Here is a 25,899-nt window from a genome sequence, read left to right on the forward strand (position 1 = left end):
ATCATCGATCCCACCCTTTTCAAACCTATAAGGGGATGCCGGCAGCCGCCGCACGCGCGCGGCTGATTTCGCTTTTGTCAGCCGTGCGCAGGCCACGCGAGCGCTCGAATTCCTCGGCTGCGCGCACGGCGGAGCCGATATGCCCGACGGAGTCGAGAAGGGTGAAAAAAGAGCGCAAGCCTAGAGACACGGTATCAGTACTCACGAAAGTCGGCAAATATAGCGGTCGGGCGAGCAACGCGAGCAGAGAGGCCGGTGCCGCGAGCAGTCATTTGCTCATTAGCGGCAATGCCGAGGCTGCGATGGCCGTTGGTGGCGCGCACAGGTACGATGACGCGGCGCAGGGTATCAAACCCGCTATGGATAGGACGGAAACGAGCAGTCATGGCCTTGGTTCCTTTCAAATTTCCTCCCAAGACACATCGCATATATTGCAATGCAGCATTGATTCTGCAATGCACAAGGCTGGAACACTGCCATGCAAATAACGCATGGCAAGTTTCATCTTCCGTTAACACTGATGAAAAATTAGCCTGAAACTTCGGCAGTGATGCGATTTTTGAAGGTCAAAAGATCATTCCAGGCCAATCGCTTGTTGATTGGAGCCGTCAGCAATTCCTGAGGGTGGAGGCTGGCAATCGCTGGTATCGTTCGGCCGGCGATCGTGACGTCCCGCCATTGCCCGCGCAGGCCGTGAATCGTTTCGTTGCTTTCGAAGAAGTGCCGAGCGGTGAAATTGCCGAGCAGCAGCAGGGCTTTCGGCTCCGCCAGCGCGATCTGCCGTTCGATGAAGGGGCGGCAGATCTCGACTTCCGGCGCCGACGGCGCACGGTTCCCCGGCGGGCGCCACGGAATGACATTGGTGAGCAGGATTCCGTCACGCTGCAGGCCGATGGCGCCCAGCATCTTGTCGAGCAATTGTCCGGTTCGTCCGGCAAAGGGTAGGCCTTCGCGGTCGTCGTCGGCGCTGGGCATCGGGCCGATCACCATCATACGGCCCTCGGCGCTGCCGCTGGCGAAGATGGTMGAGCGTGCGCTGTTTTTCAGGTTGCAGCCGTTGAAGGCCTCCAGTGCCGTCTTKAGTTCGCTAAGCGACCGGGCGCTTTCGGCGGCGAATCGGGCCTGTTCGACAGCTTGTTCGTCAGGGATGGCCGGCGCGCTTCGCGCCGATATCGGCGGGGCGGCCGGCTGTATGGCCTGACGACGTTCCGGCTGCGTAGCAGGCCGTGTGGCGAGCGGGGGTGCCTCGACGCGCGGCTGAACCGGCCGGGCGCCTTGGCGAGCTGCCTTCATCGCTTCGAATTCGGCAAAACGGTCAACGGCCTCCTCTTCGAGCAGCCATTCGACGCCTGCATCCGCATGAAAATGCAGAAGGGCGGCAAGTTCGGCCGGAGTGAGGTCGTTGGCGGAGATCATTGGCGAACTCTAGCCAAAGCAGCGGAAGAACGAAAGGGCAGGGTGTTCCCCACCCTCACGCCGTCCACTGGCTGATGTCGTCGCGCTCGCCGATCAAGGCGAGGCCGTGGGCGATCGACAGCAACTCGCCGCCGGTTTCGATCCGTTCCTGACCGAAGCGTTCGGTGAAGATGCGGCGCACGGCGGGCACGAAAGAGGTGCCGCCGGTGAGGAACACCTTGTCGATGGCCTCCGGCGCTGTGTTGGTGGTCGCCAGAACGTCGTCCAGCGCACCTTCGATGCGGGCGAGATCGTCGGCGATCCAGCTTTCGAAATCGCTGCGGCGCACGGTTTTGCGGCCGGCCTTGCCAAGCGGCGGGAAGTTGAATTCAGCTTCCTCGTTGGCCGAAAGCGCCATCTTCGTCGCCGACACCGCCTGATAGAGCGGATAGCCTTCGTCGTGTTCAACGAGCTCGATAAAGGTCTCGAGCTTTTCCGGCTCCAGGCAGCTGCGCACCAGCGTCTTCAGATCGGCATATTCGCGCGAGGTCTTGAAGATCGATAGCTGGTTCCAGCGGCCGAAATTGGCGTAGTAGGAGGTGGGTACTTCCAGCAGCTTGTCGAAGCTCTTGAAGAGGCTGCCCTTGCCGATGGCTGGCGAAACGATGTTGTCGATCATCCGGAAGTCGAAGTGATCGCCGGCAATGCCGACGCCGGAATGGCCGATCGGGGTCGCCGTCAGCTTTCCACCATGGGTCTCGAAGCGGATCAGTGAATAGTCCGTGGTACCGCCGCCGAAATCGGCCACCAGCACGGTCGCATCCGCTTTCAGGTGCTGGGCGAAGTAGAAGGCGGCCGCCACCGGTTCGTAGACATAATGGATTTCCGGAAAGCCGAAGCGAGACAGCGCCTCGTTATAGCGGGCCGTGGCGAGGGACGCGTCCGGGTTGGCGCCGGCAAAGTGCACCGGCCGGCCCGCGACGATGCGGCCAACATCCGCCGGCCAGCCTTCGCCGGCGTAAGCGCGCAGCCGGCGCACGAAGATCTCCATCAGATCCTCGAAGCTGTGGCGCTTCGCAAAGATCAGCGTGCCCTGGAAAAGCGCACTTGCCGCAAAGGTCTTGATCGATTGCAGAAAGCGGCAATCGCCGGGATTGTCGATGAATTGGCGGATGGCGGCATGCCCTGCCTCGACCTTCAGTGCCGCGGCACCTAGTCCCGGATCCTTCATGAAGGACAGGGCCGTACGCATGCTGTCAGCGGTGCCGGCGACGCTGGTGAAGGCGACCGATTGCGTCGCCGGGCCATCGGCCATCGCCAAAACCGTGTTCGTTGTGCCGAAGTCGAAACCAAGCGCCCGAGCCATGCCCGCACTCCCTTCTGCTGAAAATTTTTTGGAATGGGGCAACGCCCCTTATGGAACGCGAGACGCGCCCTTTCGTAAAGAGGGCGCGTCATGGCATGGCTGGACTGCAAGTGCAAGACGGAGCGCGCATTTGTTTTGCGATGATCTTGTCCGAAAAACGCTMTCAGCTTTGGCTGCGCAGTTTCGGGTTCCGGATCATGCCAAACTGAAACGGGCGCCTCGTGGCGCCCGTCTGATGTCATTCGGCCGCGATGGCGGTCGGCCTTTCTTCTTCGTGCTGGTGCTTGTCCTTGCGCTTGCCGAGACGGCCGACGAAGTCGTTCAGGCGGTTCATCTCAAGGAAGATCACCGGCGTGATGAACAGCGTCAGGATTTGCGAGACGACAAGACMGCCGACGACGGCAATGCCAAGCGGCTGGCGCAACTCCGAACTGGCGCCACCACCGATGGCGATCGGCAGCGCGCCGAGCAGGGCGCAGAAGGTMGTCATCATGATCGGACGGAAGCGGCGCACGCAGGCTTCATGGATCGCTTCCGCAGGCGATATGCCAGCGCTCGATCGAAGCGTTTCCAGCGCCACGTCGATCATCATGATCGCGTTTTTCTTCACGATACCGATTAGCATCAGCAAACCGATGAGCGCGATAATCGACAGGTCGAAGCCGAAGACCTTCAGGGCTAGCAGCGCGCCGAGAGCGGCGGCCGGCAGGCCGGAGAGGATGGTCAGCGGATGGATGAAGCTCTCATAGAGAACGCCGAGGACCACATAGATCGTCAGGACAGCGGCAAGGATCAGGTAAGGCGTGCTGCCTTGCGACTGCTGGAAGATCTGGGCGGTGCCGCCATAGGACGTGAAGACGTCCGCCGGCATGTTGATGTCCTTCTTAATCTGGTCGATCTGCGCGGTGGCGTCGCCGAGCGCTTCGCCGGCCGGCAGGTTGAAGGACACCGTGGTCGAAACGAGCTGGCCGGTCTGGTTGATGGTGACCGGGCCGGTCGTGCGTTCGACATGGGCGAAGTTCGACAGCGGCACCAGGGTGCCACTTGACGAGGCAATCTGGATTTCCTGCAGCTTCTGGTCATCCCAAGGCTTGCTAGTATCGTATTCGACGATGACGTCGTAGCTGTCGCCGGTGGACTGGATCTGAGCGGCGGCATAACCGCCGAAGCCTTCTTCCAGTGATGTGCGTAGCTGATTGTTGTTGATGCCGTAGGCCGCGGCCTTTTCGGTATCGACGACGATATTGGCCTGCAGCGCGTTGTTTTGCTCGTCCGAGGCAACGTCCGTGAAGCGCGGGTCGCGGCGCATCTCATCCTGGATCTTGTTGGCCCAGAGATTGGTCTGGTCGGCGCTCAGCGCCTGAATGACGAGCTGATACTGGCTGGCGGTCTGACGGCCGCCGAAGCGCAGGCTTTGCTGCGGCGTGATATAGGCCTTCAGGCCGGCAATCTTGCTGATACCAGCGCGCAACTCCCGCAGGGTGTTGTCAAGCGGCTCACGCTGATCCTTTGCCTTCAACTCGACATACATCGTGCCGTTGTTCAGCGGCTGGCGCACATTGCCGCCGACGATCGACATGACGTGAGCGACGGCAGAGTTCTGTTTTACGATTGCGGCGGCCTGGTTCTGCAGATCCTGCATTGCCGGATAGGAAATATCCTGCCGCGCCTGCGTCGAGATCGTCAGGCGGCCAATGTCTTCCGTCGGGAAGAAGCTTGCCGGTAGTACATTGAAGAGATACGCCGAGAGGGCGACCGAGCCGAAGAAGCTCAGCAACACCGTTCCGCGATGGCGAAGGCACCAGGCGACGCCCTTGTCATAGCCGCGCTGGGTCCAATCGAAGCCTGCGTTGAAGAGACGCACTGGATAAGGGGGCTCTCCATGGCCCGCCGACAGGCGCGAGCTGAGCATCGGGGTGACGGTGAGCGACACGATCGCGGAAGATACAATGGCGATCGCGACGACCATGCCGAATTCGTTGAAGATGCGGCCGACGACGCCGCCCATCAGCAGGATCGGAATGAACACGGCGATCAGCGAAATCGACATCGATATGATCGTATAGCTGACTTCCGCCGACCCTTTGAGCGCCGCCTGAAGCACGGGCATGCCCTCTTCGACATGGCGCAATATGTTCTCCAGCATGACGATGGCGTCGTCCACCACGAGACCGACCGCGAGGGTCAATCCGAGCAGCGAGATATTGTCGATGCTATATCCGAGAATATACATCATGCCGAAGGTCGCGATTAGCGATAGCGGCACGGCAAGGCCAGGGATGATCGTTGCCGTGACATGACCGGTGAAGAGATAGATCACCAGCACGACGAGGCCGATCGTCAGCAGCAGCGTGAATTTAACGTCCGAAATCGCGTCGCGGATCGGCTGCGCTGAATCGTTCATGACTGTTGTTTTCACCGAGGCCGGTATTTCCGCGTGTAGCTGCGGCAATTTGGCGTTTATGGCGTCGACCACATCGACCGTATTGGCATCCGGCTGGCGCTGGATGGCAAGAATGATCGCTCGCTTGCCGTCATACCAGGAACCGGCATTGGTATTTTCCACGCTGTCCTGAACGTCTGCGACATCGCTGAGGTGAATCGGCGCGCCGTTCGGGTTGGCGATAACAAGCGAACGGAACTCCGCGGCATTGGTACGCTGCGTATTCGAGTTGATGGTCATGCTCTGCGAATTGTTCTGCAGAGTGCCCACCGGAACCTGGCTGTTGGCGTTGACCAGCGCATTGTTGACAGTATCGATGCCGATGCTGCGGTCCTGCAGTTTGGCCGGATCGACTTCGACGCGTACTGCATATGTCTGGGCGCCGAACACCGTCACTTCCGCCACGCCCGGAAGCGTCGACAGCGACGGCGAGATGATGTCTTCGGCGATTTCGTCGAGCTTGCTGCGCGGCATCGTATCGCTCTGCACGGCAAGCAGCATGACCGGCGCATCGGCCGGGTTGGTCTTGCGATAGCTTGGCGGCACAGTCAGGTTGTCGGGCAACTGGCGCGTTGCATGCGAGATTGCGGCCTGGACGTCGGCGGCCGCGGCGTCGATATCGCGGTTGAGGTCGAACTGCAGCACGATGCTGGTGTTGCCGAGCGAGTTCGTCGACGAGATTTCGCTGATGCCGGGGATGGTCTCGAACTGCTTGATCAGCGGCGTCGAAACTGATGTTGCCATGGTTTGCGGCGAGGCGCCGGTCAACTGTGCGGTGACGTTGATGGTCGGAAAGTCGACCTGCGGCAGAGCCGCAACGGGCACAAGGCGATAGCCTGCCCAGCCTGCCATGACGACCCCCAAGGCCAAAAGCGTCGTCGCCACTGGCCGCCTGATACAGAAGCTGGGGATCATTGCTGCGCTCCGACAGAGATCGTTTCGGTTTTCTGACCCGACTGATCGTCAGCCGAGGCGACTTTCTGCGGCGTGGCATCGCTGAATTGCTCGACGACGCTCTGGCCGTCGTTCAACTGCACCTGTCCTTCGGTCACGACGTGGTCGCTTTCCGAAAGGCCCTTGGCGATCGCGCTGTATCCACCGTTCTGACGCGCAACGGTGACCGGTGTCATATGCACCTTGTTGTCCTTGACGACAAAGGCAAAGAAGCCGTCCGGGCCGGGGCTGACCGCAACGGTGGGCGCAACGAGAACAGGCTGGTTGTCGTTGAAATGTACGACGATGTTGACCGACTGGCCGGGCCAGAGGGCGCCGTTGGCATTGTTGAACTTCGCCTTGGCGAGGATCGTGCCGGATGCCGCATCGACCTGATTGTCATAAAAACTCATCGCGCCCTGGCGCGACTTGCCTTGTTCCGACCGGGGTACGGTGCTGACGGGAACAGTCCCGGCCTTCATCGCCTCCTCCAACTCGCGCAGGTGGCTCTCCTGCAGATGGAACTTGACGTAGATCGGATCGTATTGGGCGATCGATACGATTGCCGTGCCGGGGCTCACATAAGCGCCGACGCTGAGGGCGACATTGCCGAGACGGCCATCATAGGGCGCGCGGATTTCGGTGTGCTCGAGCAGAACCTGATCGGCCGCGAGCTGTGCCTTGTCGCCGTTGACCGTCGCAACAGCCGTATCGCGCGCTGCGACAGCCTGGTCCACCGTCTGCTGCGTGCCGGCTCCATTCAGCAGGGTCTTGGCCCGCGTCAGTGCCGCTTCTGCTTCGGTGAGCGTCGCCTGATCCTTGGCAAGCGTTGCCTGGTCCTTGTCGACCGCGGCCTGAGCCGTGCGCGGATCGAGCTTCGCGATCAGATCGCCGGCCTTGACCATGGCGCCATCCTCAGCCGCTATCGAGGTGATGATGCCGGATTCCTGTGCGGCGATCGTCGTCGTATCCTGCGCATCGGCCCAGCCGGTGGCGGTAACGTCGTTGGCGAGCGTCGTTTTCGTGACCGCCACGGTCTTGACCATTTGGGCCGCCGTCTGACGCTTGCMGTGGCCGCCGGCATCTGCTGCCTTGCTGCTATCCTCGGTCTTGGCGGATGCCCTGTCGATTAAAGCGGACATAAAGGGGATACGGTCGCGGTAGCTCCAGACTCCAAGAGCTGCGACAACGAGAAGGCCGAGAGAGAGCCAAAATTTCTTCATATTTAAAAAACCGGTCGAGGCGAGTTGCAGGAAATGCGGTGACCTTGAGGTGGATTTATTGCAGCGCGAAAAAGACGCGTTTCGCCGCAATCCATCACATCGCCGTTACCGCTAACGTTCGGTATTCTGTCCCTATAACGTGAATGGATGAACGCCAGTTCGCAGTAACCTACCACCTGTTCGACAGGGTGAAAAATTAACAGTTGGAAAGCTTTCCCGGTATGCTTTCGTTTGCAGTGCAATAAATGGCCGAAATGACTATTTTTTGATTGCCGCTATGTAATAAAAGCGGAGAAATGCTGGTCTTTTGCCTTCACCTACCCGGAAGCGGCAGGGTTAGGGCTTGGCGCCAGCCAATTCGTCTCTCACGTAATTGTGTTCAGAAGATCGCTTTTCTGGGGACGAATGCCTCATTCGTTGGGCGCGTATTCAAAGAGAACGCGCCGCGCCGCCATCGCAGCGGATCATCGAGCCGGTGACATAGCTTGCGGGTTCGCTGCAAAGAAAGGCGGCCGTCGCCGCGAATTCCTCGACCCGGCCGTAGCGACCCGCGGGAATACGCTGTTGCCGCTCGGCTTCGATCTCCTCCAGGCGTTTACCGCTGCGTTTGGCAGCCGCATTGTCGAGGTCGGCCAGCCGGTCGGTGGCAATGCTGCCCGGCAGCAGCATGTTCACGGTAATGCCATGTGCCGCCACCTCCGCCGCCAACGTCTTGCTCCAGCCGGCAAGGGCAGGGCGCAGCGTATTGGAAAGGGCCAGATTGGGGATCGGTTCGATGACGCCGGAGGAGGCAACGGTGAGGATACGGCCCCAACCCTGCGCCTTCATGGCCGGAAGCAGCGCGTTGGTCAGCGTGATGACCCGCGCCACCATCGACAGGAAATAGGTTTCCAGCTTATCGGCGGTCATATCTTCCGAAGTTCCCGGCGTCGGACCGCCGGTATTGTTGACGAGAATGTCGAGGCCGCCGAGCTTTTCGGTGACCGCCTTGCTGACGGTTTCGACGAACATCTCATCATTGAGATCGGCCCAGATCCAATCCGCCCGACCTTTCCCTTCCGCATTGATAGCCTTGCAATTGCTCTCCAGCCTCTCGCCGCTGCGGCCGCAGAGCAGGACATTTGCCCCTTCGCGTGCCAGCGCCACGGCAATGCCATGGCCAAGCCCCTTGGACGAAGCCAGAACCAGCGCCCGCTTTCCCTTGATGCCGAGATCCATCTTGTTCACCCCTTATGCTGTCCGGATTGTTCCAATGAGTTTTATAGAATGCCGCGAATGCTTTTTGGAAGCCGATAAACAGCAAGCGGACAACGCCTAGGCATTGACGTTGACGTAAGGTGAATTTAATTTTCACGCCAGTTGTGCGAATTGGAGGATCGGCTGTCGCTTCCCGGCTCGACAATCCCCTCCCGTTTTGACAAGAGATAGCCAACGGGGAAGACGCCCAAAATGGGGAGAAGGCCGCACCCAATCAACGGGAGCCCGGCCAATCGGAGACAGAGTGAATGACTGACGCTAGCGAGCTGCCTGAACGCGAGAGCATGGAATTCGACGTTGTGATCGTCGGTGCGGGGCCAGCAGGTCTTTCGGCGGCGATCCGCCTGAAGCAGGTCAATCCCGATCTCACCGTCGTCGTGCTCGAAAAGGGCGCAGAAGTCGGGGCGCATATCCTGTCGGGCGCCGTCGTCGATCCGATCGGCATCGACCGCCTGCTGCCCGGCTGGCGTCAGGAGGAAGGCCATCCCTTCAAGACCGAGGTGACGGACGATCATTTCCTGTTCCTCGGACCTGCTGGTTCGGTGCGCCTGCCGAATGCGCTGATGCCGCCGCTGATGAACAATCACGGCAACTATATCGTATCGCTTGGCAATGTCTGTCGCTGGCTCGCCGAAAAGGCCGAGGGGCTGGGCGTCGAGATCTATCCCGGCTTTGCCGCGACCGAAGTGCTTTATAACGACCAGGGCGCCGTCATCGGTGTTGCCACCGGCGACATGGGCATCGAGAAGAACGGCGAGCCTGGCCCGAACTATACGCGCGGCATGGCGCTCATGGGCAAATATGTGCTGATCGGCGAAGGCGTGCGCGGCTCGCTTGCCAAGCAGCTCATCGCCAAGTTCGACCTGCAGAAAGGCCGCGAGCCGCAGAAATTCGGCATCGGCATCAAGGAGCTCTGGCAGGTGAAGCCGGAGAACCATAAGCAGGGTCTGGTGCAGCACTCCTTCGGCTGGCCGCTTGGCATGAAGACCGGTGGTGGCTCCTTCCTCTATCACCTCGAGGACAATCTCGTCGCCGTCGGCTTCGTCATCCACCTCAACTACAAGAACCCCTATCTTTATCCCTTCGAGGAGTTCCAGCGCTTCAAGACGCATCCGGCGATCCGCGGCACCTTCGAAGGTGGCAAGCGCATCTCCTATGGCGCCCGTGCCATCACCGAGGGCGGCTATCAGTCGGTGCCGAAGCTCTCCTTCCCTGGCGGCGCGCTGATCGGCTGCTCGGCCGGCTTCGTCAACGTGCCGCGCATCAAGGGCAGTCATAATGCGGTGCTGTCCGGCATGCTGGCGGCCGACAAGATCGCCGCAGCGATCGCGGCCGGCCGCGCCAATGATGAAGTGGTCGAGATCGAAAACGAATGGCGCGCCAGCGATATCGGCAAGGACCTGAAGAAGGTGCGCAACGTCAAGCCGCTGTGGTCGAAGTTCGGCACGGCGGTCGGCGTGGCGCTCGGCGGGCTCGATATGTGGACGAACACGCTGTTCGGCTTCTCCTTCTTCGGCACGCTGAAGCACGGCAAGACCGATGCTCAATCGCTGGAGCCGGCGGCCAAGCACAAGCCGATCGCCTATTCGAAGCCGGACGGCGTTTTGACCTTCGACCGGCTGTCCTCGGTGTCYYTGTCGAACACCAAYCATGAGGAAGACCAGCCGGTGCATCTGCAGGTCAAGGACATSGGCCTGCAGAAGCGRTCSGAACACGACATCTAYGCYGGYCCGTCGACSCGCTACTGTCCGGCCGGSGTYTATGAATGGGTGGAGAAGGACGGTCAGGATACCTTCGTCATCAACGCCCAGAACTGCGTCCACTGCAAGACCTGCGACATCAAGGACCCGAACCAGAACATCAACTGGGTCCCGCCGCAGGGCGGTGAGGGGCCAGTTTATCCGAACATGTGATGAGCGCGGGGAAGATGGAGCGAGACGCTTATACTATTCGCCTTGCTCGTTCCACTGACCTGGATTTCCTGGCGGAAATCGAGATCGATGCCTTCGCAACCCTCGGCCGTGCCCTAGGCAGGGAGGACGAGGGTAGGACCGTGCCGCGTCAGACGCTGGAGATGTCGCTCGATGCAAGGCTGCTATTCGTGGCGGTCGATCATCTGGATCACCCCTTTGCCTTCGTCGCGAGTTCCGAGCTCGATGGCGCGATCTATGTCCTGGAGATCGATGTCATGCGGCGCTGGCAGCAGAAGGGTGTCGGGCGGCGCTTGATGCAGACCGTGATCGAGACGGCGCGGCAGCGGGGCGCATCAGGCGTCACACTGACGACAGACCGTTTTGTGCCGTTCAACGCGCCATTCTACGTCTCGCTTGGATTACGTGTGCTGGATGAAGGCGAGATGCCGGCGGGACTGCTTGAAACCTTGAAATTCGAGATCGACCATGGCGCGGACCCCGATCGGCGGGTCGCCATGGCGCTGTGGTTCTGAGATTTTCCGCCAGGCATCAAATTATGCCTTTCTCAATGCAGAAGGCTGCCGATGGCAGCCTTCCATCTCTCCTTTGCCGATTGTTGCCCTTATTTCCTCGACAAGACTCCCGTTGAAAGCGCAACGCCCATGCCGGTGACGACAGCGGCGGCAATCTCCGTCATGCCAAGCGGCTCGCCGAGCAGCAGCCCGCCGCCGAAGGTGGCGAGAACCGGGGTGATGGCGGTGAAGGCGGCAGCCTGCGTGCCGCCAAGGGCCTGGACGGCGAGACCGTAGGCAAGCGTGGCGGCGAGGCCGGAAAGCAGGCCCTGGCTTACGACCTGCAGGCCGATTTCCGGCAGCGGGACGGAGGCGAGCGAGCTGCCGAAGATCAGGGCCAGGCCGACATGGATGAGGAACGACCAGATGGCGATGATCGCGCTTGACTGAATGGCGTTCAGGCCAGAGCGGCGGAATGCGTGGGTGTAGCCGGCCCAGAGCAGGGCACCAAGCGGCAGCAGCGTAAAGCTGACCCAGGAAATTTCCGCGCTGGAAAGGCTGCGTGCCAAAAGGATGGCGACGCCGGCGACGATGCCGCCGAGGCCGAGCCAACGGGTGATGTCCGGCCGCTCGCGAAACAGCAGCACCCCGATCAGCGCGGTCGCCAGCGGCATCGAGCCTCCGAGCAGAATGCCAGCCGATGCGGCGGGCGTGGAGTGGATGGCGAAAGTGGTCAATTGGAAGAAAAGCGCACCCGAACCGCAGACCATGAGCGCCAATAGTTTCAGCGGCACGCCTTTCGGCAACAGCCCGGTGCGCAGCCAGACGGGAGAGAGCACCAGCGCCGGAATACCGTAGCGGATCAAGCCGAGGTCGATCGTGCCCATCTGCGTTTCGGCGGTGTGGCGCGTGGCAAGAATCCAGTTGGCCCAGATCAGCACCGTAATGATGGCGCCGGCATAGCCGGCCGTAGCGGGCATTGTCTTGCGGGAGGAGAAGGTCAAGGCACTCATCGACGTATCCTTTCGAACCGTTGGGATCATTATCCGGTTGAAGAAAAGATAGCTCCGAAGGCCGAGGCATGTCCTTGCTAGTTATGGCTCAAAGAAAGTGCTATGAGCAATTATCTGCCAATACAGGCGAAGAAAGTTTATAGAAATGCCAAAACTGGATAAATTCGATATTGCCATCCTCAACTGCCTGCAGGAGGACGCACGCGCTACGAATGTCGAGATCGCCGAGCGGGTGAATCTGTCGCCTTCGCCCTGTCTGAGGCGCATCCGCAACCTGGAAAAATCGGGTCTGCTGCGCGGCTATCGCGCCGATATCGACCGCAAGGAAGCTGGCCTCGGCTTGACCGTTTTCGTCGAACTCAAGGTCGGGCATCACTCCAAGGAGAATTCGGAGGCGCAGCAGGCGGCGCTGCTCGCTATCCCGGAAATCGTGTCCTGCCACTTGATTTCAGGAGCTGCGGATTTTCTGGCGGAAGTCGTCGTCGAGGACCTCGCCGCTTATGAAAAGGTAATGTCGGAAAAGCTTCTGACGCTACCTGGCGTCTCCGACCTGCGCTCGAATTTTGCGATCCGCAGCATCAAGACCAACGGCGCCCTGAAGCTGCCGCAGCCGGTTTGAAAATGAAAAAGGGGCCGTCGCCGGCCCCTTCCTGGTTAAATTTGCATTGCTCTCAGAGCATCGTGCCACTGAGGATCAACAGGGCGACCGAGAAATAGATCACCAGCCCGGTCACATCGACCAGCGTTGCCACCGCTGGCGCCGATGCACTGGCCGGATCGAGGCGCAGCTTCTGCAGCATGAACGGCAGCATCGAGCCGGCCAGAGAGCCGAATGTGACGATGCCGATCAGTGCGGCGAAAACGGTGACGCCGACCAACTGCCAGTGTGGGCCGTAGTCGAAGAGCCCAATGGTCTGCCAAAGCACGATGCGGGCAAAGCCGACAAGGCCGAGGATCGAGCCGAGCACGATGCCCGTTGGCAATTCGCGCAAAGCAACGCGCCACCAATCGGACAGCTTGAGCTCGCCGAGCGCCAGTGCTCGAATGATCAGCGAGGTCGCCTGCGAGCCGGAATTACCGCCCGAGCTCATGATCAGCGGGATGAACAGCGTCAGCACGACAGCCTTCTCCAACTCGCCTTCGAAATGCTGCATGGCGCTGGCCGTCAGCATTTCGCCGAGGAAGAGGGCGGCCAACCAGCCGGCGCGCTTGCGGATCATGCCCGCGAAGCCGATCTTCATATAGGGCTGGCCGAGGGCTTCCATACCGCCGAATCTTTGCGCGGCTTCGGTCGTGTCGGCGATCATCGTATCGATGACGTCGTCGACCGTGACGATGCCGAGCATCAGGCCGTTTTCGTCGACAACCGGCAGAGCGAGCAGGTCGTGACGGCGGATCAGCCGGGCGACATCCTCCTGCTTCATCAGCGCAGGCGCAGTGACGGGCGTACCCTTCTGTGCCACGGTCAGAATGCAGGCGTCGGGCTGGCCGGTGATGAGACGGCGCAGCGTCACGACATGCAGCAGAACATGGGTGTCGTCGTCGAGCACATAGATGGCATAGACCGTCTCGCGGGAGCGCTCGACCTGGCGCACATGGTCAAGCGTCTGCGCAACGGTCCAACTGGCGAATACGCTGACGTACTCGGTCGTCATGATGCCGCCAGCCGTGCGCGGCGGATAGCCCATCAGACCCTGGATCGCGACACGAACCGGCTCCTCAAGGGTAGCGAACAACCGAGCGCGTGCGTCGTCGTCCAGTTCGAGAAGAATGTCGGCCACGCGGTCGTTGGACATGCCATGCAGCAGCCGTGCGGCGTCTGCATTGGTCATGACTTCGAGAATGGCAGGCGCGTTGCGCAGTTCCGGCCGATCGAGAATACGAACGGCCCGCTCCTCTGGCATTTTGGCCAGGAGGCGTGCGGCTTCGTCCGCCTCGAGCGCATTCAGCGACTCAACGCGTTCTGCAATGGTAAGGGCACGGTTATTATTGATGAATGCACGAGCGGCATTGCCAGCCCGCACGGGAAAGCTGTTGATGTTCATTATAGCTCGCCTTTCCGGTCGATCCGCCGTCGTGGCAGATCGTGGCGAGCCGACAGGAGTCGGTTACAGCACGAAAGCCACTGACGGCAAAGGCAATCGACTACTACTGTCGCTAGGCATCGTAAGATGGCTCCGGTTAATCGGTATGGAAAACGCATGTTCCCCACGTCGCGAGAAGTCGCTCCGAAGTGGGGAAAAGTCAAGTGGCGCCCGCGGTTAATGCCATAATGTCGCAGGCAATTTTTTGTTGAGCGGCTAAAGGCTTATGCGCTGCAGCAATGGCTGTTGCAAAAATAAACGAGATCGGCCGGGTGATGTGCACCCGGCCGATCGAAGGCAATGAGTGGATTCAGAAACCGGCCAGAACGACCTTACCCTTCGGCCTCATACGCCCCGGCCGTTGCGCTCCAAAGCGACTGACAGTCCGAAAACGATCAGGCCGAAGACGGAGAGCACCGCGCCGACATAGCCCGTCGACGCCGCTGTGAAGCCCCAGGAGATCACCAGGCCGCCAAGCCAGGCGCCGAGCGCATTGGCGATGTTGAAGGCCGAATGGTTGGAGGCGGCGGCCAGCGTCTGCGCGTCGGCGGCGACGTCCATAAGACGTGTCTGCACCGCTGGGCAGGCCGCAAAACCGCAGCCGATGAGGAAGACACAGAGGCAGAGCATCACGGGGTTGGCTGCCGTCAGCGAAAACAGCGTCATGATGATGACGTTGAAGACCATCATGCCGCCGATCGTCCCCTTGAGCGACAGGTCGCCCAGGCGCGAACCGACGATATTGCCGACATTCATGCCGATGCCGAAGAGTGCCAGTACGACCGGCACCATGCCCGTTCCCAAACCGGCAACCTGCGTTGTCGTTGTTGCGACATAGCTGAAGATCGAGAACATGCCACCGAAACCCACGGCGGCGATGCCGAGCGTCAGCCACACCTGGATGCGGCGAAGAGCGCCCAGCTCGCGGGCGATGCTTGCACCTTCCTCGACTTTGTCCTTGGGCAGGAACAGGGCAATAAGCAGCATGGCTACGAGGCCGACGCCGCCGACCATCATGAAGGCGGCACGCCAGTTCAGAAGCTGGCCGAGGAAGGTGGCGATCGGTGTGCCGATCAGGGTGGCGATGGTGAGGCCGAGCATGACCTGACCGACAGCACGCACGCGGCGATGGACAGGCACCATCGAAGCGGCCACCAGTGCTGCGACGCCGAAATAGGCGCCATGCGGCAGGCCGGTGATGAAACGCAGAGCCGCGAAGCTTTCGAAGGTCGGAGCCAGGGCGCTCGAAATATTCCCGGCTGCGAAGATTGCCATCATCAGCAAAAGCAGAGTGCGCCGCGCCATCTTGGCGGCGAGGATAGCGATGACCGGCGCACCGACAACGACACCGAGCGCATAGGCGCTGATGACATGACCGGCTAGAGGGGTCGTGACGCCGAAGGTATCGGCGACCTCGGGCAGCAGGCCCATGATGACGAATTCACCCGTGCCGATGCCGAAGCTGCCGACTGCGAGCGCCAGCGTGACGAGGGCGATCGCCGCGCGGGACGGCGCTTCGAGGCTGGATCGGGAATCGATGAGGTCGACGGTGATATCGCTCACGAAAACTCCTGGCGGCGATCAGGCAGACAGCCGCTAAGCGGGCAACGGGCAGAGAAACCGGGAGGTGGTCTCGGATACACGATGCGGAATGAAAGATGGGAAGGCGCGAATGCACCTCAATTAATACTATGAATCAGGGCGACACCGCTGTCGCGTGCATTTTTTGCAGCGCAGCATATCGCCCTGCGCATAAGTATTTGCGAGGTTATTGCACGATCAGTCACCCGCATTGATTGCCTCCCATGACTGGATAGTGCTTGAAATCGCCTTGGCCGAAACCATTTTTGGATTAGCAGGTGCGGGAGCAGATCTTCTTGAGACAGATTCAACGAGAAAACCGGGAGCCTCGATGAAACTGATCGGCTTTTTCAATCGCGATGGCGGCACGTTCAAGACAACGGACATGGCCGCCTACGAAATGAAGGCAGAGCAGGTCTTCCGGGATGCCGGCCACGATTTCGAAGGTGTGGTCGTGTCGGGTAGTGAAGTCGTTGCCGCCATGGAGCGTGCGGCGCGTCGCGACGATATCGATGGCATCGTCGCCGGCGGCGGTGACGGAACGATTTCTGCAGCGGCCGCGGTAGCCTGGAAAAACGGCGTTGCTCTCGGCGTCATTCCCGCCGGCACCATGAACCTCTTTGCGCGCTCGCTTCGGCTGCCGCTCGATATCTACCAGGTGCTAGACGTACTTGCGACCGGAGAGGTGGATCAGGTGGATATCGGCAGCGCCAATGGCCGCCCTTTCATCCACCAGTTTTCTGCGGGCATGCATGCGCGAATGGTGCGTTATCGCAACGCCTATACCTATCGTTCACGCGCCGGCAAGTTGTCGGCCAACATCCGCGCCGCCTTGGGTGTCGTCTTCAACCCACCGGAATTCGATGTCGATTTCGAAGCGGAGGGAGTTCGCGAGCGCCGGCATGTTTCGGCAATTTCCGTATCGAACAATCCGTTTGGCCCCAACACGCTGCTTTATGCCGACGATCTGCGCGGCGGCGAACTTGGCTTCTATACGGCAAGGCCGTTGCGGCCGCTGAGCGTCGCACGACTCGCGATCGATATGCTGCGGGGCCGCTTCCGCGAAAACGCCGACGTCATGGTCATGCATACGCGTGAAGTGCACCTGCATTTCCCGAAGCTGCGCAGCCTGGCGAACTGCGTCGTGGATGGCGAGCTGCTGCCGTTGGAACGTGATATCGCGCTCAAACTTCATGCCGGCGAGCTGAAAGTGATGGTCAAGCAGGGCACGGCCGCGCGGGTTGCCGAGGAAGACTCCATCAGCAGCGCAGTCGTCTGAAATCTGTCAAAGGCGCGGCAGATACGTCCGGTAATCGAAATCGGATACGGTGCGCAGGTAGCGGATCGCTTCCTTGTGCTTCGTATCGCCATAGAGCTTCTGGTATCGCTCCCCGAAAATATCGGCGATGAAGGGAGAGGCGCGGAAGCGCTCGACGGCGGTCAGGAAATCATGCGTCAGGCGCGGTGCATTTGCCGGCACATGGCTTGGCGTCGTCTCCTCGCCGGGATCGAGTTCACTCTGCAATCCGAGCAACATACCCCCGAGGATAGCCGCCAGCATGAGGTATGGATTGGCATCGGCGCCGGCGACGCGGTGCTCGATCCGGGCGCCTGGTCCATCCTTTTCAGGGATGCGCACCGCCGTTCCGCGATGACCGTAACCCCAGGTAAGGTCCACGGGCGCAAACGAGCCCGGCTGGAAGCGGCGATAGGAATTGGCGTAGGGCGCAAAGATCAACTGCGCATCCTGCAGGGTCTGCAGCAGACCGGCGCAGATTGATTTCAGCCTCTTTGGCTCGCCGCCGGCTGCATCGAGGATATTGCGGCCCTCACCGTCGATGATGCTGGCGTGCACATGCAGGCCGGAGCCCGCGTGATCGCTATAGGGTTTCGCCATGCAGGTCGATTTGAGGCCGTGTTTGCGCGCCGCTTGCTCGGCTATTCGTTTCAAGGCAGTGCAGTCATCGGCAGCGGCAAGCGCGTCCGGACGATGGAGCAGATTGACTTCGAACTGCCCCGGGCCGAACTCCGCCGTGGTTGCATCCGCCGGCAAGCCCTGCGCCTTGGCATAGGCGCGCAGGGTTTCGAGATAATCGCCGAGCAGATCGACAGCATCCATATCGTAGAGCTGATAGCCGTTCGGCTCACCACGATACATCAGCGCCGCCGGCGGCGAGGGGATGCCGCGCTCGCGCCAGTCGCCGGCGAGAACATAGAATTCCAGCTCGGTCGCAACGACAGGCGTCAGGCCGAGCGTCTTATAGCGGTCGACGACGGCGGCAAGGATAGCGCGCGGGTCCTGAAAGCTCGGGCGGCCGTCGAGTTCATGCATCATGGCCAGCACTTGCTTCGATCCCGGCGGCGCCCATGGCATATCCGCAAGCGTGCGTCGATCAGCGACGCAGGTGCCATCGGGATCGCCGATTGTCAGAGACAGGCCGGTGAGATCGTCATTGTCGTCGCCCCAAATATCCAGGGATTGCGTTGAGGTCGGCAGGCGCACCGCGCCGGACCAGACTTTCTTTTCGGCTTCGATGGGGGCCTGCTTGCCACGCAGCCGGCCGTTCATATCCGATATCAACACTTCGATACGGGCTGTGCCCTCGGTTGCGTTGTCAGCCGCCATGCCCTTGTAAATCCCCGATGCTCACGTCATGGTCGTAAACCATGATAGCCTCTAGTCAAGTCTGGCTATGTTGCGGCTTCGTGCCAGGCCCCTCACCCTAGCCCTCTCCCCGCACCTGCGGGGAGAGGGGACCCGCCCATGCTTGCCGCACCTGATGCGGTCGATTGCCGGCGCGATAAGCTTCCTCGCCCCCGCGTGCGGGGAGAGGGCTGGGGTGAGGGGCCATGCACATAGTCGCGGCGTTGATGGGCCTKACAGGCACCAATCTCAACAGGGTTCGAATAAGCCATGTCCGACACTTCCAGCCGTTCCAATCTCGCCGCCGTCGATGCCGCTCATCATCTCCATCCGTTCGCGGACATGAAGAAGTTGAATGCCGACGGCGCTCGGATCATCCAGCGCGGCCAGGGCGTCTATATCTTCGACAGCAACGGCAAGAAATATCTCGACGGTTTTGCCGGCCTTTGGTGCGTCAATATCGGCTATGGGCGAACGGAAATCGCCGATGCGGCGATCCGCCAGATGAATGAGCTGCCCTATTACAACACCTTCTTCGGCACGACGACGACCCCGGCAACGCTCCTGTCGGAGAAGGTCTGTGCTCATGCCGGGCCGCATTTCAATCATGTCTTCTTCACCAACTCCGGCTCGGAAGCCAACGACACCTGGTTCCGTATGGCGCGCGTCTATTGGAGTGCGGTGGGCAAACCGGCCAAGAAGACCGTTATCGCTCGCCGCAATGGTTACCACGGGTCGACCGTTGCTGGCGCCAGCATGGGCGGCATGAAATACATGCATGAGCAGGGCGATCTGCCGATCCCCGGCGTCGTCCATATCGGTCAACCCTATTGGTACGCTGATGGCGGCGATCTTTCTCCGGAAGATTTCGGCCTCAAGGCTGCGCGCGAGTTGGAAGAGAAGATCAATGAGTTGGGCGAGGACAACGTCGCCGCCTTCATCGCCGAGCCGGTGCAGGGAGCAGGCGGTGTCATCATACCGCCCGCGACCTATTGGCCGGAAATCGCCCGCATCTGCAAGGCGCGGAATATCCTGCTCGTCTGCGACGAAGTGATCTGCGGCTTCGGAAGGCTCGGCTCCTGGTTCGGTTATCAGCATTTCAACGTCGAGCCCGATCTCGCGCCGATCGCCAAGGGCCTGTCTTCGGGCTACCTGCCGATCGGCGGCGTGTTGGTCAGCGACCACATTGCCGATGTGCTGATCAATGATGTCGGCGAATTCAACCACGGCTTCACCTATTCCGGCCATCCGGTCTGCGCCGCCGCAGCGCTGGAAAATTTGAGGATCATCGAGGATGAGCGGCTGATCGAGCGCGTTCGCGACGATATCGGGCCCTATTTCGCGAAGGCCTGGGGCAGTCTGGCGGATCACGATATGGTCGGCGAAGCCGTCAGCATCGGGTTGATGGGCGCGCTACAGCTTGCCGCCGACAAATCCACCCGCCGCCGTTTCGAGAAGCCGGATGCCATCGGCTCCGCCGTACGCAATCACGCTTTAACCAATGGCCTCGTGCTGCGCGCCACGGCGGACCGAATGCTGGCCTCGCCGCCACTGATCATCAGCCATGAGGAAGTGGATGCGATGGTGCGTATCACGCGGCTGGCGCTCGACGCCGTGTGGGCCGAGGCGAGAGCGTAATCAGTCCTTGTCCGCCAGGGCTGACGCATCCCATTTGCCCGCTTTGTGCAGGGCAAGTGTCAGTCCCGCGACATGAATGGTCTGAATCATCTTACCCTCCAGCGCCAGTTTGATGGCCTGGCGGATCGGCATGCGAATAAGCCGAATGCGTTCCGTCGGATCGTCTGCGGGTTTCGCTGACATCTCGACGTTGCGAGCGAGCACGATATGGGAAAGGTTCGAGTGGGTGGCCGGGTTCGGTGCGAGGGCGCCGACATATTCCCAATCGGAAGCGATGAGGCCGGTTTCTTCCCGCAGCTCGCGGGCGGCCGCCTCTATCGGGTTGGCATCGCTCGCATCGATAGCCCCGCCTGGCACCTCCAATGAGACGACGTTGAGAGCATGGCGATACTGCTGGACCAGATAGATATTGTCCTCCGCATCGAGTGCCACGACTTCCACCCAATCGGGATATTCCAGCACGTAGTAAGGGGCGATCTCCACGCCCTCGGCAGTAACACAGGCGTCAGCCCTGACTTTCAGCCACCGGTCATGATGCAGATGGGTGGAGCTTTTCACTTGCCATGGCGGAAGATCGGCAGCGTCAGGCAGGATGCTTGTGAGCGTGTCGGTCGGGTCCATGAGCAGTTCCTGCGTTGAAAGTTGAAACTGGACGGCCGATCACTCTGGATCGGGTTGCCCTTACTTCGGATAAATCCAGGAATAGGCGAAAGACGCCGTATCGCCCGCTTTGCMGTGGATATACGGGACGTCTGCGAGTTTGACATCCGGCGTCGCATATTGCTGGCCGAGCGTATCGTGCAACCAGTTCGCTAATGGTGGGGGCACGCCGTCGGCGTTCTTGCCCGGTCGCCAGACGACGAGGATCGGCTTGTCGGCGCTCCATTGATAGTCCGCCGTCAGATTTCCGAAGAACAGCGACATGGCCGGCACGTCAGGCAGTTGCAAATGCAGATTGCCGGCCGGCAGCCAATTGTCCGTCAGCACCAAACCCGGCTTTTTGCCTTCCGTCGCCACGGCCTGGCTGACGAAGGCGGGGTAGGGGGTGTTGTAATGGTCATAGGAGCCGAAAAGCGCCGGGAAGGTGACGCGGGTCAAAAGGGATGCCGGGATGAGCAGCATCATCGCCAGCGGTATATAGAAGAAGCGCTTGCCGAAATCCGCCGCTTTGATGCCAGCCACTTCCATCTTCAGGCACAGATAGATCGGCAGCAGGAACAGGAAGGGCAGCAGCCAGCGGTCGCGCAGCGCCGTCATGCCGATGCCGACGATCAGGATCAGCACCAGCACGGCGATGGCCGCAAAAAGGACCTCGAAAAAGCGGGTCCATTCGTTCGATCGTCCGAGGTTCTTGAAGAGGCTTTTGCCGAATACCAGCGCATAGATGACGAGCGTCGGTGCGCAGATGACGAGCACCAGTTTCACGAATTCCAGTGGTCCCTTCACCAGCTTGGCAAAGGCAGTTTCCGGCGCATCCTCCTCCATGATCCCCAGGGTCCGTCCCGAGGCGAGGTCGAGATTATGGATCAGCCACAATCCATGCGGCAGGAAGATCAACAGGGAGATCAGCAGGGTCAGCAGAAAGCGCTTATCGAAGAGGCGCGCGCGCCCCTGCGGATACATAAGGACGGCAATGACCGCGGCGACGGCAAGCAGCGCGAAATTATATTTCGACAGCATGCCAAGGCCGAGCGCGATGCCGGTAAATACATAGGAGCCCGTACTCGGTGCCTTCAGCGTGCGGATCGCACCGTAGAGGAAAAGATTGATGGTCAGGAGCTGCGCGACCGTATGTGTCAGGTCACGTTGCGCCTCCCAGAAGAGCTGGGGAATAGTCAGCAGCGACAGCGTGGCGATCGCCGCGAAAACCTTGTCCGACAAAACCAGCTTCGCCAGCTTGTAGTAGCTGAAGAAGACCAGAAACAACACGATGTTCTTGACGATGGAAATCGCCGCCAGCGACAATCCGAAGACCGACACCACCAGCGCCTGCACCCAATTATAGAGCGGCGGCTGGGAATCATAGCCGAGTGTCAGCCATTGCGAGAACAGCGCCTGCTGCGACTCGTCGTAGCGCATGCCATGCGGCATGGCGAGCCGCACCAGGAATTCCAGAGCGAAGTAACCGGCAAGTAGAAGGATGATGGTATCCGGTCGGCGGACCAGAAGCCTATGCATCCTGATGATCCCGATCGAAGATCTTGCGGACGATATAGTTCGGCGACAGGTCATCGCGATAGTAGATGCGCGCGATCATCTCGGCTAGGATACCCGTGGTGATCATCTGCACCGACGACAGCAGGAGCACGACGCCGACCAGCAGCAGCGGCCTGTTGCCAATATCGTCGCCGAAGATGAACTTGTCGACGAAGAGCCACAGCAGGATCAGGGCGGCGAGCGCCCCGAGGCCAAGGCCGAGAGAGCCGAAGAAATGGCCCGGCCGCGCCTTGTAGCGCATGAAGAACATCACCGACAGCAGGTCGAGGATGACACGGAAGGTGCGCGAAATGCCGTATTTCGATATGCCGTGCTGGCGCGCATGATGGGTAACGACCATTTCGCCGATGCGCGAGCTCGGTACGACGCCCGCGACCCAGGCCGGGATGAAGCGGTGCATCTCGCCCATCAGCTTCACCTGCTTGATGATCGAGGCGCGGTAGATCTTCAGGCTGCAGCCATAATCATGCAATTTGACGCCGGTGATGCGGCCGATGAGGTAGTTGGCGCACCAGGAGGGAATCTTGCGCAGGAAAAGCCCGTCCTGGCGATTCTTGCGCCAGCCGACGAGTAGGTCGAGCTGCCGCCGCTCCAACTCCTCGACCATCGAGGGGATATCCTTCGGGTMGTTCTGCAGGTCGCCGTCCATCGTGGCGATCAGCCGGCCGGTGGCGGTGTCGATACCGGCCTGCATGGCGGCCGTCTGGCCGAAATTGCGTTGAAGCTCGACGATGCGCAGCGTCAGTCCCTCGTGCCCGAGCGAACKGCGCGCATTGGCAAGCGTGGCATCGGTGCTGCCGTCGTCGATGAGGATCAGTTCCCAGGGCTTGGTGAAACCCACCATGGCGGAACAGATGCGCTCGATCAGCGGTCCGACGCTTTCTTCCTCATTAAAGACGGGCACGACCAGCGAAAGCTCAATGGCACTTACCGTGTCGGTCAGGGGGCGGATCGACTCTGCCGTTGTCTGCAACTCTTCTTTCTCCTAAAAGACCGGCAGAACCGGCCGGACGGAACGAGCGACATGTCCGGCGTCAGCCTCCGCTCGCATTGGGTGCCTTAACTACATGAAGACTCCGATGGTTGCCAGCCGACAGAACTGGTTTATTCGCAACCGCATGACGCTGCTGACATTAGCCGTCGTCCTCGCCTATGCAGCCTTCATCGAATGGTTCTGGGGCTGGGGTTCGATCCTGGCGCAATGGGGTAAAGTCGGCGTCCCACCCATTCTGCTGGCATTGGCGCTGCTAACGAGCACCTACTTCCTTCGCACCTGGCGCATCTACGACTATTTCCCGAAGGAGACCGGCGGCCATTTCACCGCGCTCTTTCGCGTGACGCAGGTCCACAATCTGCTCAACATCATGATGCCCTTCCGCACCGGCGAGACCAGCTTTCCGGTGCTGATGCGCTCCGAATTCGGCATTCCCCTGGCACGAGGCACCTCGGCGCTGTTTGTCATGCGGCTGCTCGACCTGCACGCGTTGCTCGCCGCGGCGGGTGTCGGCCTCGCACTGGCCTCGCCCTATGGTGCTCTTGCTTGGGTTCTGTGGTTTGCTTTCCTGCTCTTACCGGTCGCCGCCTTTATCCTGCGCCGCCCGCTGCTCAAATTTGCTGGCAAGGCATTGCCGAAGAAAGCGCAGGGGCTGGTGCATGAGCTGGAACGCGGAATGCCGGCCAATGCCAGCGCTTTTGCCCGCGCCTGGCTGACGACGGTGGTCAATTGGCTGGTGAAGGTTTTGGTGCTCGCCTGGGCGCTTCGCCTGATGAATGTCACGCCGCTGTCGGCAAGCTTCGGTGGCGCGGTCGGCGGCGAGCTTTCTTCGGTGTTGCCGGTACACGCGCCCGGAGGGGTCGGAACCTATCCGGCTGGGATCACCGCTGGTGCCATCGCTTTCGGCGCTCCGGGATTAAAAGACGCGCTTGATAATCTGGCGCAGGCCAGCATCAGCGCGCACCTGCTGATCGTCGTTTCTGCTCTGACAGGAACGGCACTCGCCCTGCTGATCTCAAGGAAGCACAATTGACTAGGCTTATCGCCCGGTCTTGTCGGCAAGCTCCGCCAGCCGCTTGCGCAGGAACGCCTGCTCGGGCGCCTGGTGACATAGTGAAAGCGCCGTCTCGTAGGACTGTCGTGCTTCGTCTTTGCGGTTGAGCTGGCGCAGGAAATCGGCCTTTGCGGCGTAGGCCAGATGATATCGGGCCAAGCGGTCTTCGCTCAGCAGGCCATTGACGATCTCGAGCGCAGCCGCCGGTCCATCGCACATCGAAACCGCGACTGCCCGATTGAGTTCGACCACCGGCGAGGGATGCGCCACCAGCAGCAGATCATAAAGCATCACGATCCGCCGCCAATCCGTCCGGTCCGCCGTTGGTGCGCGTACGTGCTCGGCGGCAATCGCCGCCTGCAGCGCATAGCTGCCGACGCTTTCGCCCGCCATCGCCTMGGTCGCGAAGGCCAGCCCCTCGCGAATTCCCCTGATGTCCCAGAGCCCACGGTCCTGATCGGCAAGCAAGATGAGGTCGCCGGAAGCGCTGGCGCGCGCGAGCCGCCGCGAATCCTGCAGGAGCATCATCGCCAGCAATCCGGCAACCTCCGGATCGGGCAGGAGCTTCAGCAGCAAGCGGCCAAGACGGATGGCTTCGGCGGCAAGATCGGCGCGGACGATCGTTGTGCCGGATGATGCGGAATAGCCTTCGTTAAAGACCAGATAGATGACATGCAGCACCTGCGCCAGTCGCTCCGGCAACTCCGTCTTTGCCGGAACTTCATAGGGAATTTGGGCGGTCCGAATGCGATTCTTGGCGCGAACGATACGCTGGGCGACGGTCGGCGCGGAAATGAGGAACGCATGGGCGATCTCTTCCGTCGTCAAACCGCAGACCTCGCGCAGCGCCATCGCCGTCTGCGCCTCCGCCGGGATGATCGGATGGCAGCAGGTGAAGATCAGCCGCAGCATATCGTCTTCGATCTCTTCGCCTTCGGCGATCTCGATCATCTCGCCCTCCGGATACAGGCTGTCGGCGATGTCGGCCTCCGAGGCATCGAAGCGCGCTCGCCGCCGGATGTGGTCGATCGCCCGAAAGCGGCCTGTCGAAACCAGCCAGGCATAGGGGTTGGCCGGCAGGGTCTCTTCCGTCCATTGCTGCGCCGCTGCCGCGAAGGCATCGTGAAGGGCCTCCTCCGCCCGGTCGAAATCGCCGAGCAGACGGATCAGCGTCGCAAACACGCGGCGTGATTGGCTGCGGTAGATATCGTCGATGGTTTCGTTCAGCGACACGGCGGTCTCTTGCTCTCCTGTCAGGTGCCGGGAAGGGTCAGTATCCGGATCGGACGGATTTCGATGGCGCCATGGCGGCCGGAGGGGATGCGCCGGGCAATCTCCGTTGCATCGGCCATATCGGCAGCCTCGATGAGATAGAAGCCAGCCAGATGCTCCTTCGTTTCGACGAAGGGGCCATCCGTTGTGGAAAGTGCCGATCCGCGCGGGCGGATGACGATTGCGTTGTCGGGTGTCGCCAGAGCATCTGCAAGGATCAGCTCGCCGTTCTGCCGCAGGCTCTCGTCATAGGCGAAGTGCTCGGTGATCAAGCCATCGACCTCGGTAGAGGTCAGCGTGCCGTCGACGTCCGCGGAGGTGTAGATCAAGCATAAGAAACGCATCTCGCCATCCTCCTAT

The 25,899-nt window shown here is 60.8% G+C and carries 21 protein-coding genes; 6 read left to right on the forward strand and 15 right to left on the reverse strand.

Annotated features, from left to right (window positions below):
- Nucleotides 1-194: 194 nt before the first annotated feature.
- From QD357_RS17015 to QD357_RS17040, 6 genes are all read right to left on the reverse strand, one after another.
- Nucleotides 195-386 (reverse strand): hypothetical protein, encoded by a 192-nt coding sequence (locus QD357_RS17015; RefSeq protein WP_107107513.1) that lies wholly within the window; start codon nt 384-386, stop codon nt 195-197.
- A 142-nt stretch (nt 387-528) separates the two neighbouring features.
- The gene (locus tag QD357_RS17020) at nt 529-1,416 is read right to left on the reverse strand and encodes a uracil-DNA glycosylase (protein WP_107107514.1); all 888 of its coding nucleotides are present in this window, start codon (nt 1,414-1,416) and stop codon (nt 529-531) included.
- A gap of 55 nt (nt 1,417-1,471) precedes the next feature.
- Nucleotides 1,472-2,761 (reverse strand): Hsp70 family protein, encoded by a 1,290-nt coding sequence (locus QD357_RS17025; protein ID WP_107107515.1) that lies wholly within the window; start codon nt 2,759-2,761, stop codon nt 1,472-1,474.
- Between the two features lie 238 nt (nt 2,762-2,999).
- Entirely contained in the window at nt 3,000-6,119 is a 3,120-nt protein-coding gene (locus QD357_RS17030) for an efflux RND transporter permease subunit (protein WP_414124626.1), read from the reverse strand.
- Nucleotides 6,116-7,360 carry an efflux RND transporter periplasmic adaptor subunit gene (locus QD357_RS17035; protein ID WP_414124627.1) on the reverse strand — a complete coding sequence of 415 codons (1,245 nt, stop codon included), beginning with the start codon at nt 7,358-7,360 and terminating at the stop codon, nt 6,116-6,118. Before QD357_RS17035 ends, QD357_RS17030 begins: the two co-directional genes overlap by 4 nt.
- Before the next feature lie 429 nt (nt 7,361-7,789).
- The gene (locus QD357_RS17040) at nt 7,790-8,578 is read right to left on the reverse strand and encodes an SDR family oxidoreductase (RefSeq protein WP_107107518.1); all 789 of its coding nucleotides are present in this window, start codon (nt 8,576-8,578) and stop codon (nt 7,790-7,792) included.
- Nucleotides 8,579-8,865: 287 nt separating this feature from the next.
- Between QD357_RS17040 and QD357_RS17045 the strand changes: the two genes are divergently transcribed.
- Nucleotides 8,866-10,530 (forward strand): 4Fe-4S dicluster domain-containing protein, encoded by a 1,665-nt coding sequence (locus QD357_RS17045; RefSeq protein WP_414124628.1) that lies wholly within the window; start codon nt 8,866-8,868, stop codon nt 10,528-10,530.
- Nucleotides 10,530-11,063, forward strand: coding sequence for a GNAT family N-acetyltransferase (locus QD357_RS17050; RefSeq protein ID WP_245407438.1), 534 nt, complete (start codon nt 10,530-10,532; stop codon nt 11,061-11,063). Before QD357_RS17045 ends, QD357_RS17050 begins: the two co-directional genes overlap by 1 nt.
- Nucleotides 11,064-11,152: 89 nt before the next feature.
- Here the strand turns inward: QD357_RS17050 and QD357_RS17055 are convergent, their stop codons facing one another.
- Nucleotides 11,153-12,055 (reverse strand): DMT family transporter, encoded by a 903-nt coding sequence (locus QD357_RS17055; RefSeq protein WP_107107520.1) that lies wholly within the window; start codon nt 12,053-12,055, stop codon nt 11,153-11,155.
- A gap of 145 nt (nt 12,056-12,200) precedes the next feature.
- Here QD357_RS17055 and QD357_RS17060 point away from each other — a divergent pair, with 145 nt between their 5' ends.
- Nucleotides 12,201-12,674: an Lrp/AsnC family transcriptional regulator gene (locus QD357_RS17060; protein WP_107107521.1), complete on the forward strand. Its 474-nt coding sequence runs from the start codon at nt 12,201-12,203 to the stop codon at nt 12,672-12,674.
- 52 nt (nt 12,675-12,726) lie between these two features.
- On the opposite strand, the gene mgtE is transcribed toward QD357_RS17060, so the two are convergent.
- Both mgtE and QD357_RS17070 read right to left on the reverse strand, forming a co-directional pair.
- Nucleotides 12,727-14,100: a magnesium transporter gene (gene mgtE / locus QD357_RS17065; protein WP_107107522.1), complete on the reverse strand. Its 1,374-nt coding sequence runs from the start codon at nt 14,098-14,100 to the stop codon at nt 12,727-12,729.
- Between the two features lie 384 nt (nt 14,101-14,484).
- On the reverse strand, nt 14,485-15,702 hold the full coding sequence (locus QD357_RS17070) for an MFS transporter (RefSeq protein WP_107107523.1): 1,218 nt from the start codon (nt 15,700-15,702) through the stop codon (nt 14,485-14,487).
- 349 nt (nt 15,703-16,051) lie between these two features.
- On the opposite strand from QD357_RS17070, the gene QD357_RS17075 reads away from it, so the two are divergent.
- The gene (locus QD357_RS17075; RefSeq protein ID WP_107107524.1) at nt 16,052-16,999 is read left to right on the forward strand and encodes a diacylglycerol/lipid kinase family protein; all 948 of its coding nucleotides are present in this window, start codon (nt 16,052-16,054) and stop codon (nt 16,997-16,999) included.
- Nucleotides 17,000-17,005: 6 nt separating this feature from the next.
- Here the strand turns inward: QD357_RS17075 and QD357_RS17080 are convergent, their stop codons facing one another.
- Complete coding sequence (locus tag QD357_RS17080) at nt 17,006-18,346, reverse strand: glutamine synthetase family protein (protein WP_107107525.1); 1,341 nt, start codon at nt 18,344-18,346, stop codon at nt 17,006-17,008.
- 288 nt (nt 18,347-18,634) lie between these two features.
- Here QD357_RS17080 and QD357_RS17085 point away from each other — a divergent pair, with 288 nt between their 5' ends.
- On the forward strand, nt 18,635-20,002 hold the full coding sequence (locus tag QD357_RS17085; RefSeq protein ID WP_107107526.1) for an aspartate aminotransferase family protein: 1,368 nt from the start codon (nt 18,635-18,637) through the stop codon (nt 20,000-20,002).
- Here QD357_RS17085 and QD357_RS17090 read toward each other — a convergent pair whose 3' ends face one another.
- From QD357_RS17090 to QD357_RS17100, 3 genes are read right to left on the reverse strand one after another with little or no spacing between them, the layout of a single operon-like run.
- The gene (locus QD357_RS17090) at nt 20,003-20,623 is read right to left on the reverse strand and encodes an NUDIX hydrolase (RefSeq protein ID WP_107107527.1); all 621 of its coding nucleotides are present in this window, start codon (nt 20,621-20,623) and stop codon (nt 20,003-20,005) included.
- A 60-nt stretch (nt 20,624-20,683) separates the two neighbouring features.
- Nucleotides 20,684-22,180 (reverse strand): glycosyltransferase family 39 protein, encoded by a 1,497-nt coding sequence (locus QD357_RS17095; protein WP_414124629.1) that lies wholly within the window; start codon nt 22,178-22,180, stop codon nt 20,684-20,686.
- On the reverse strand, nt 22,173-23,192 hold the full coding sequence (locus QD357_RS17100; RefSeq protein ID WP_414124630.1) for a glycosyltransferase family 2 protein: 1,020 nt from the start codon (nt 23,190-23,192) through the stop codon (nt 22,173-22,175). Before QD357_RS17100 ends, QD357_RS17095 begins: the two co-directional genes overlap by 8 nt.
- A gap of 94 nt (nt 23,193-23,286) precedes the next feature.
- Between QD357_RS17100 and QD357_RS17105 the strand changes: the two genes are divergently transcribed.
- Nucleotides 23,287-24,246 carry a lysylphosphatidylglycerol synthase domain-containing protein gene (locus QD357_RS17105; protein ID WP_107107530.1) on the forward strand — a complete coding sequence of 320 codons (960 nt, stop codon included), beginning with the start codon at nt 23,287-23,289 and terminating at the stop codon, nt 24,244-24,246.
- A gap of 6 nt (nt 24,247-24,252) precedes the next feature.
- On the opposite strand, the gene QD357_RS17110 is transcribed toward QD357_RS17105, so the two are convergent.
- On the reverse strand, nt 24,253-25,494 hold the full coding sequence (locus QD357_RS17110) for an RNA polymerase sigma factor (protein WP_414124660.1): 1,242 nt from the start codon (nt 25,492-25,494) through the stop codon (nt 24,253-24,255).
- Between the two features lie 26 nt (nt 25,495-25,520).
- Nucleotides 25,521-25,883, reverse strand: a complete 363-nt coding sequence (locus tag QD357_RS17115; RefSeq protein ID WP_107107531.1) for a YciI family protein — start codon at nt 25,881-25,883, stop codon at nt 25,521-25,523.
- Nucleotides 25,884-25,899: the final 16 nt, after the last annotated feature.

The organism is Rhizobium sp. BR 317, from assembly GCF_047445835.1.
GTDB lineage: Bacteria > Pseudomonadota > Alphaproteobacteria > Rhizobiales > Rhizobiaceae > Rhizobium > Rhizobium paranaense.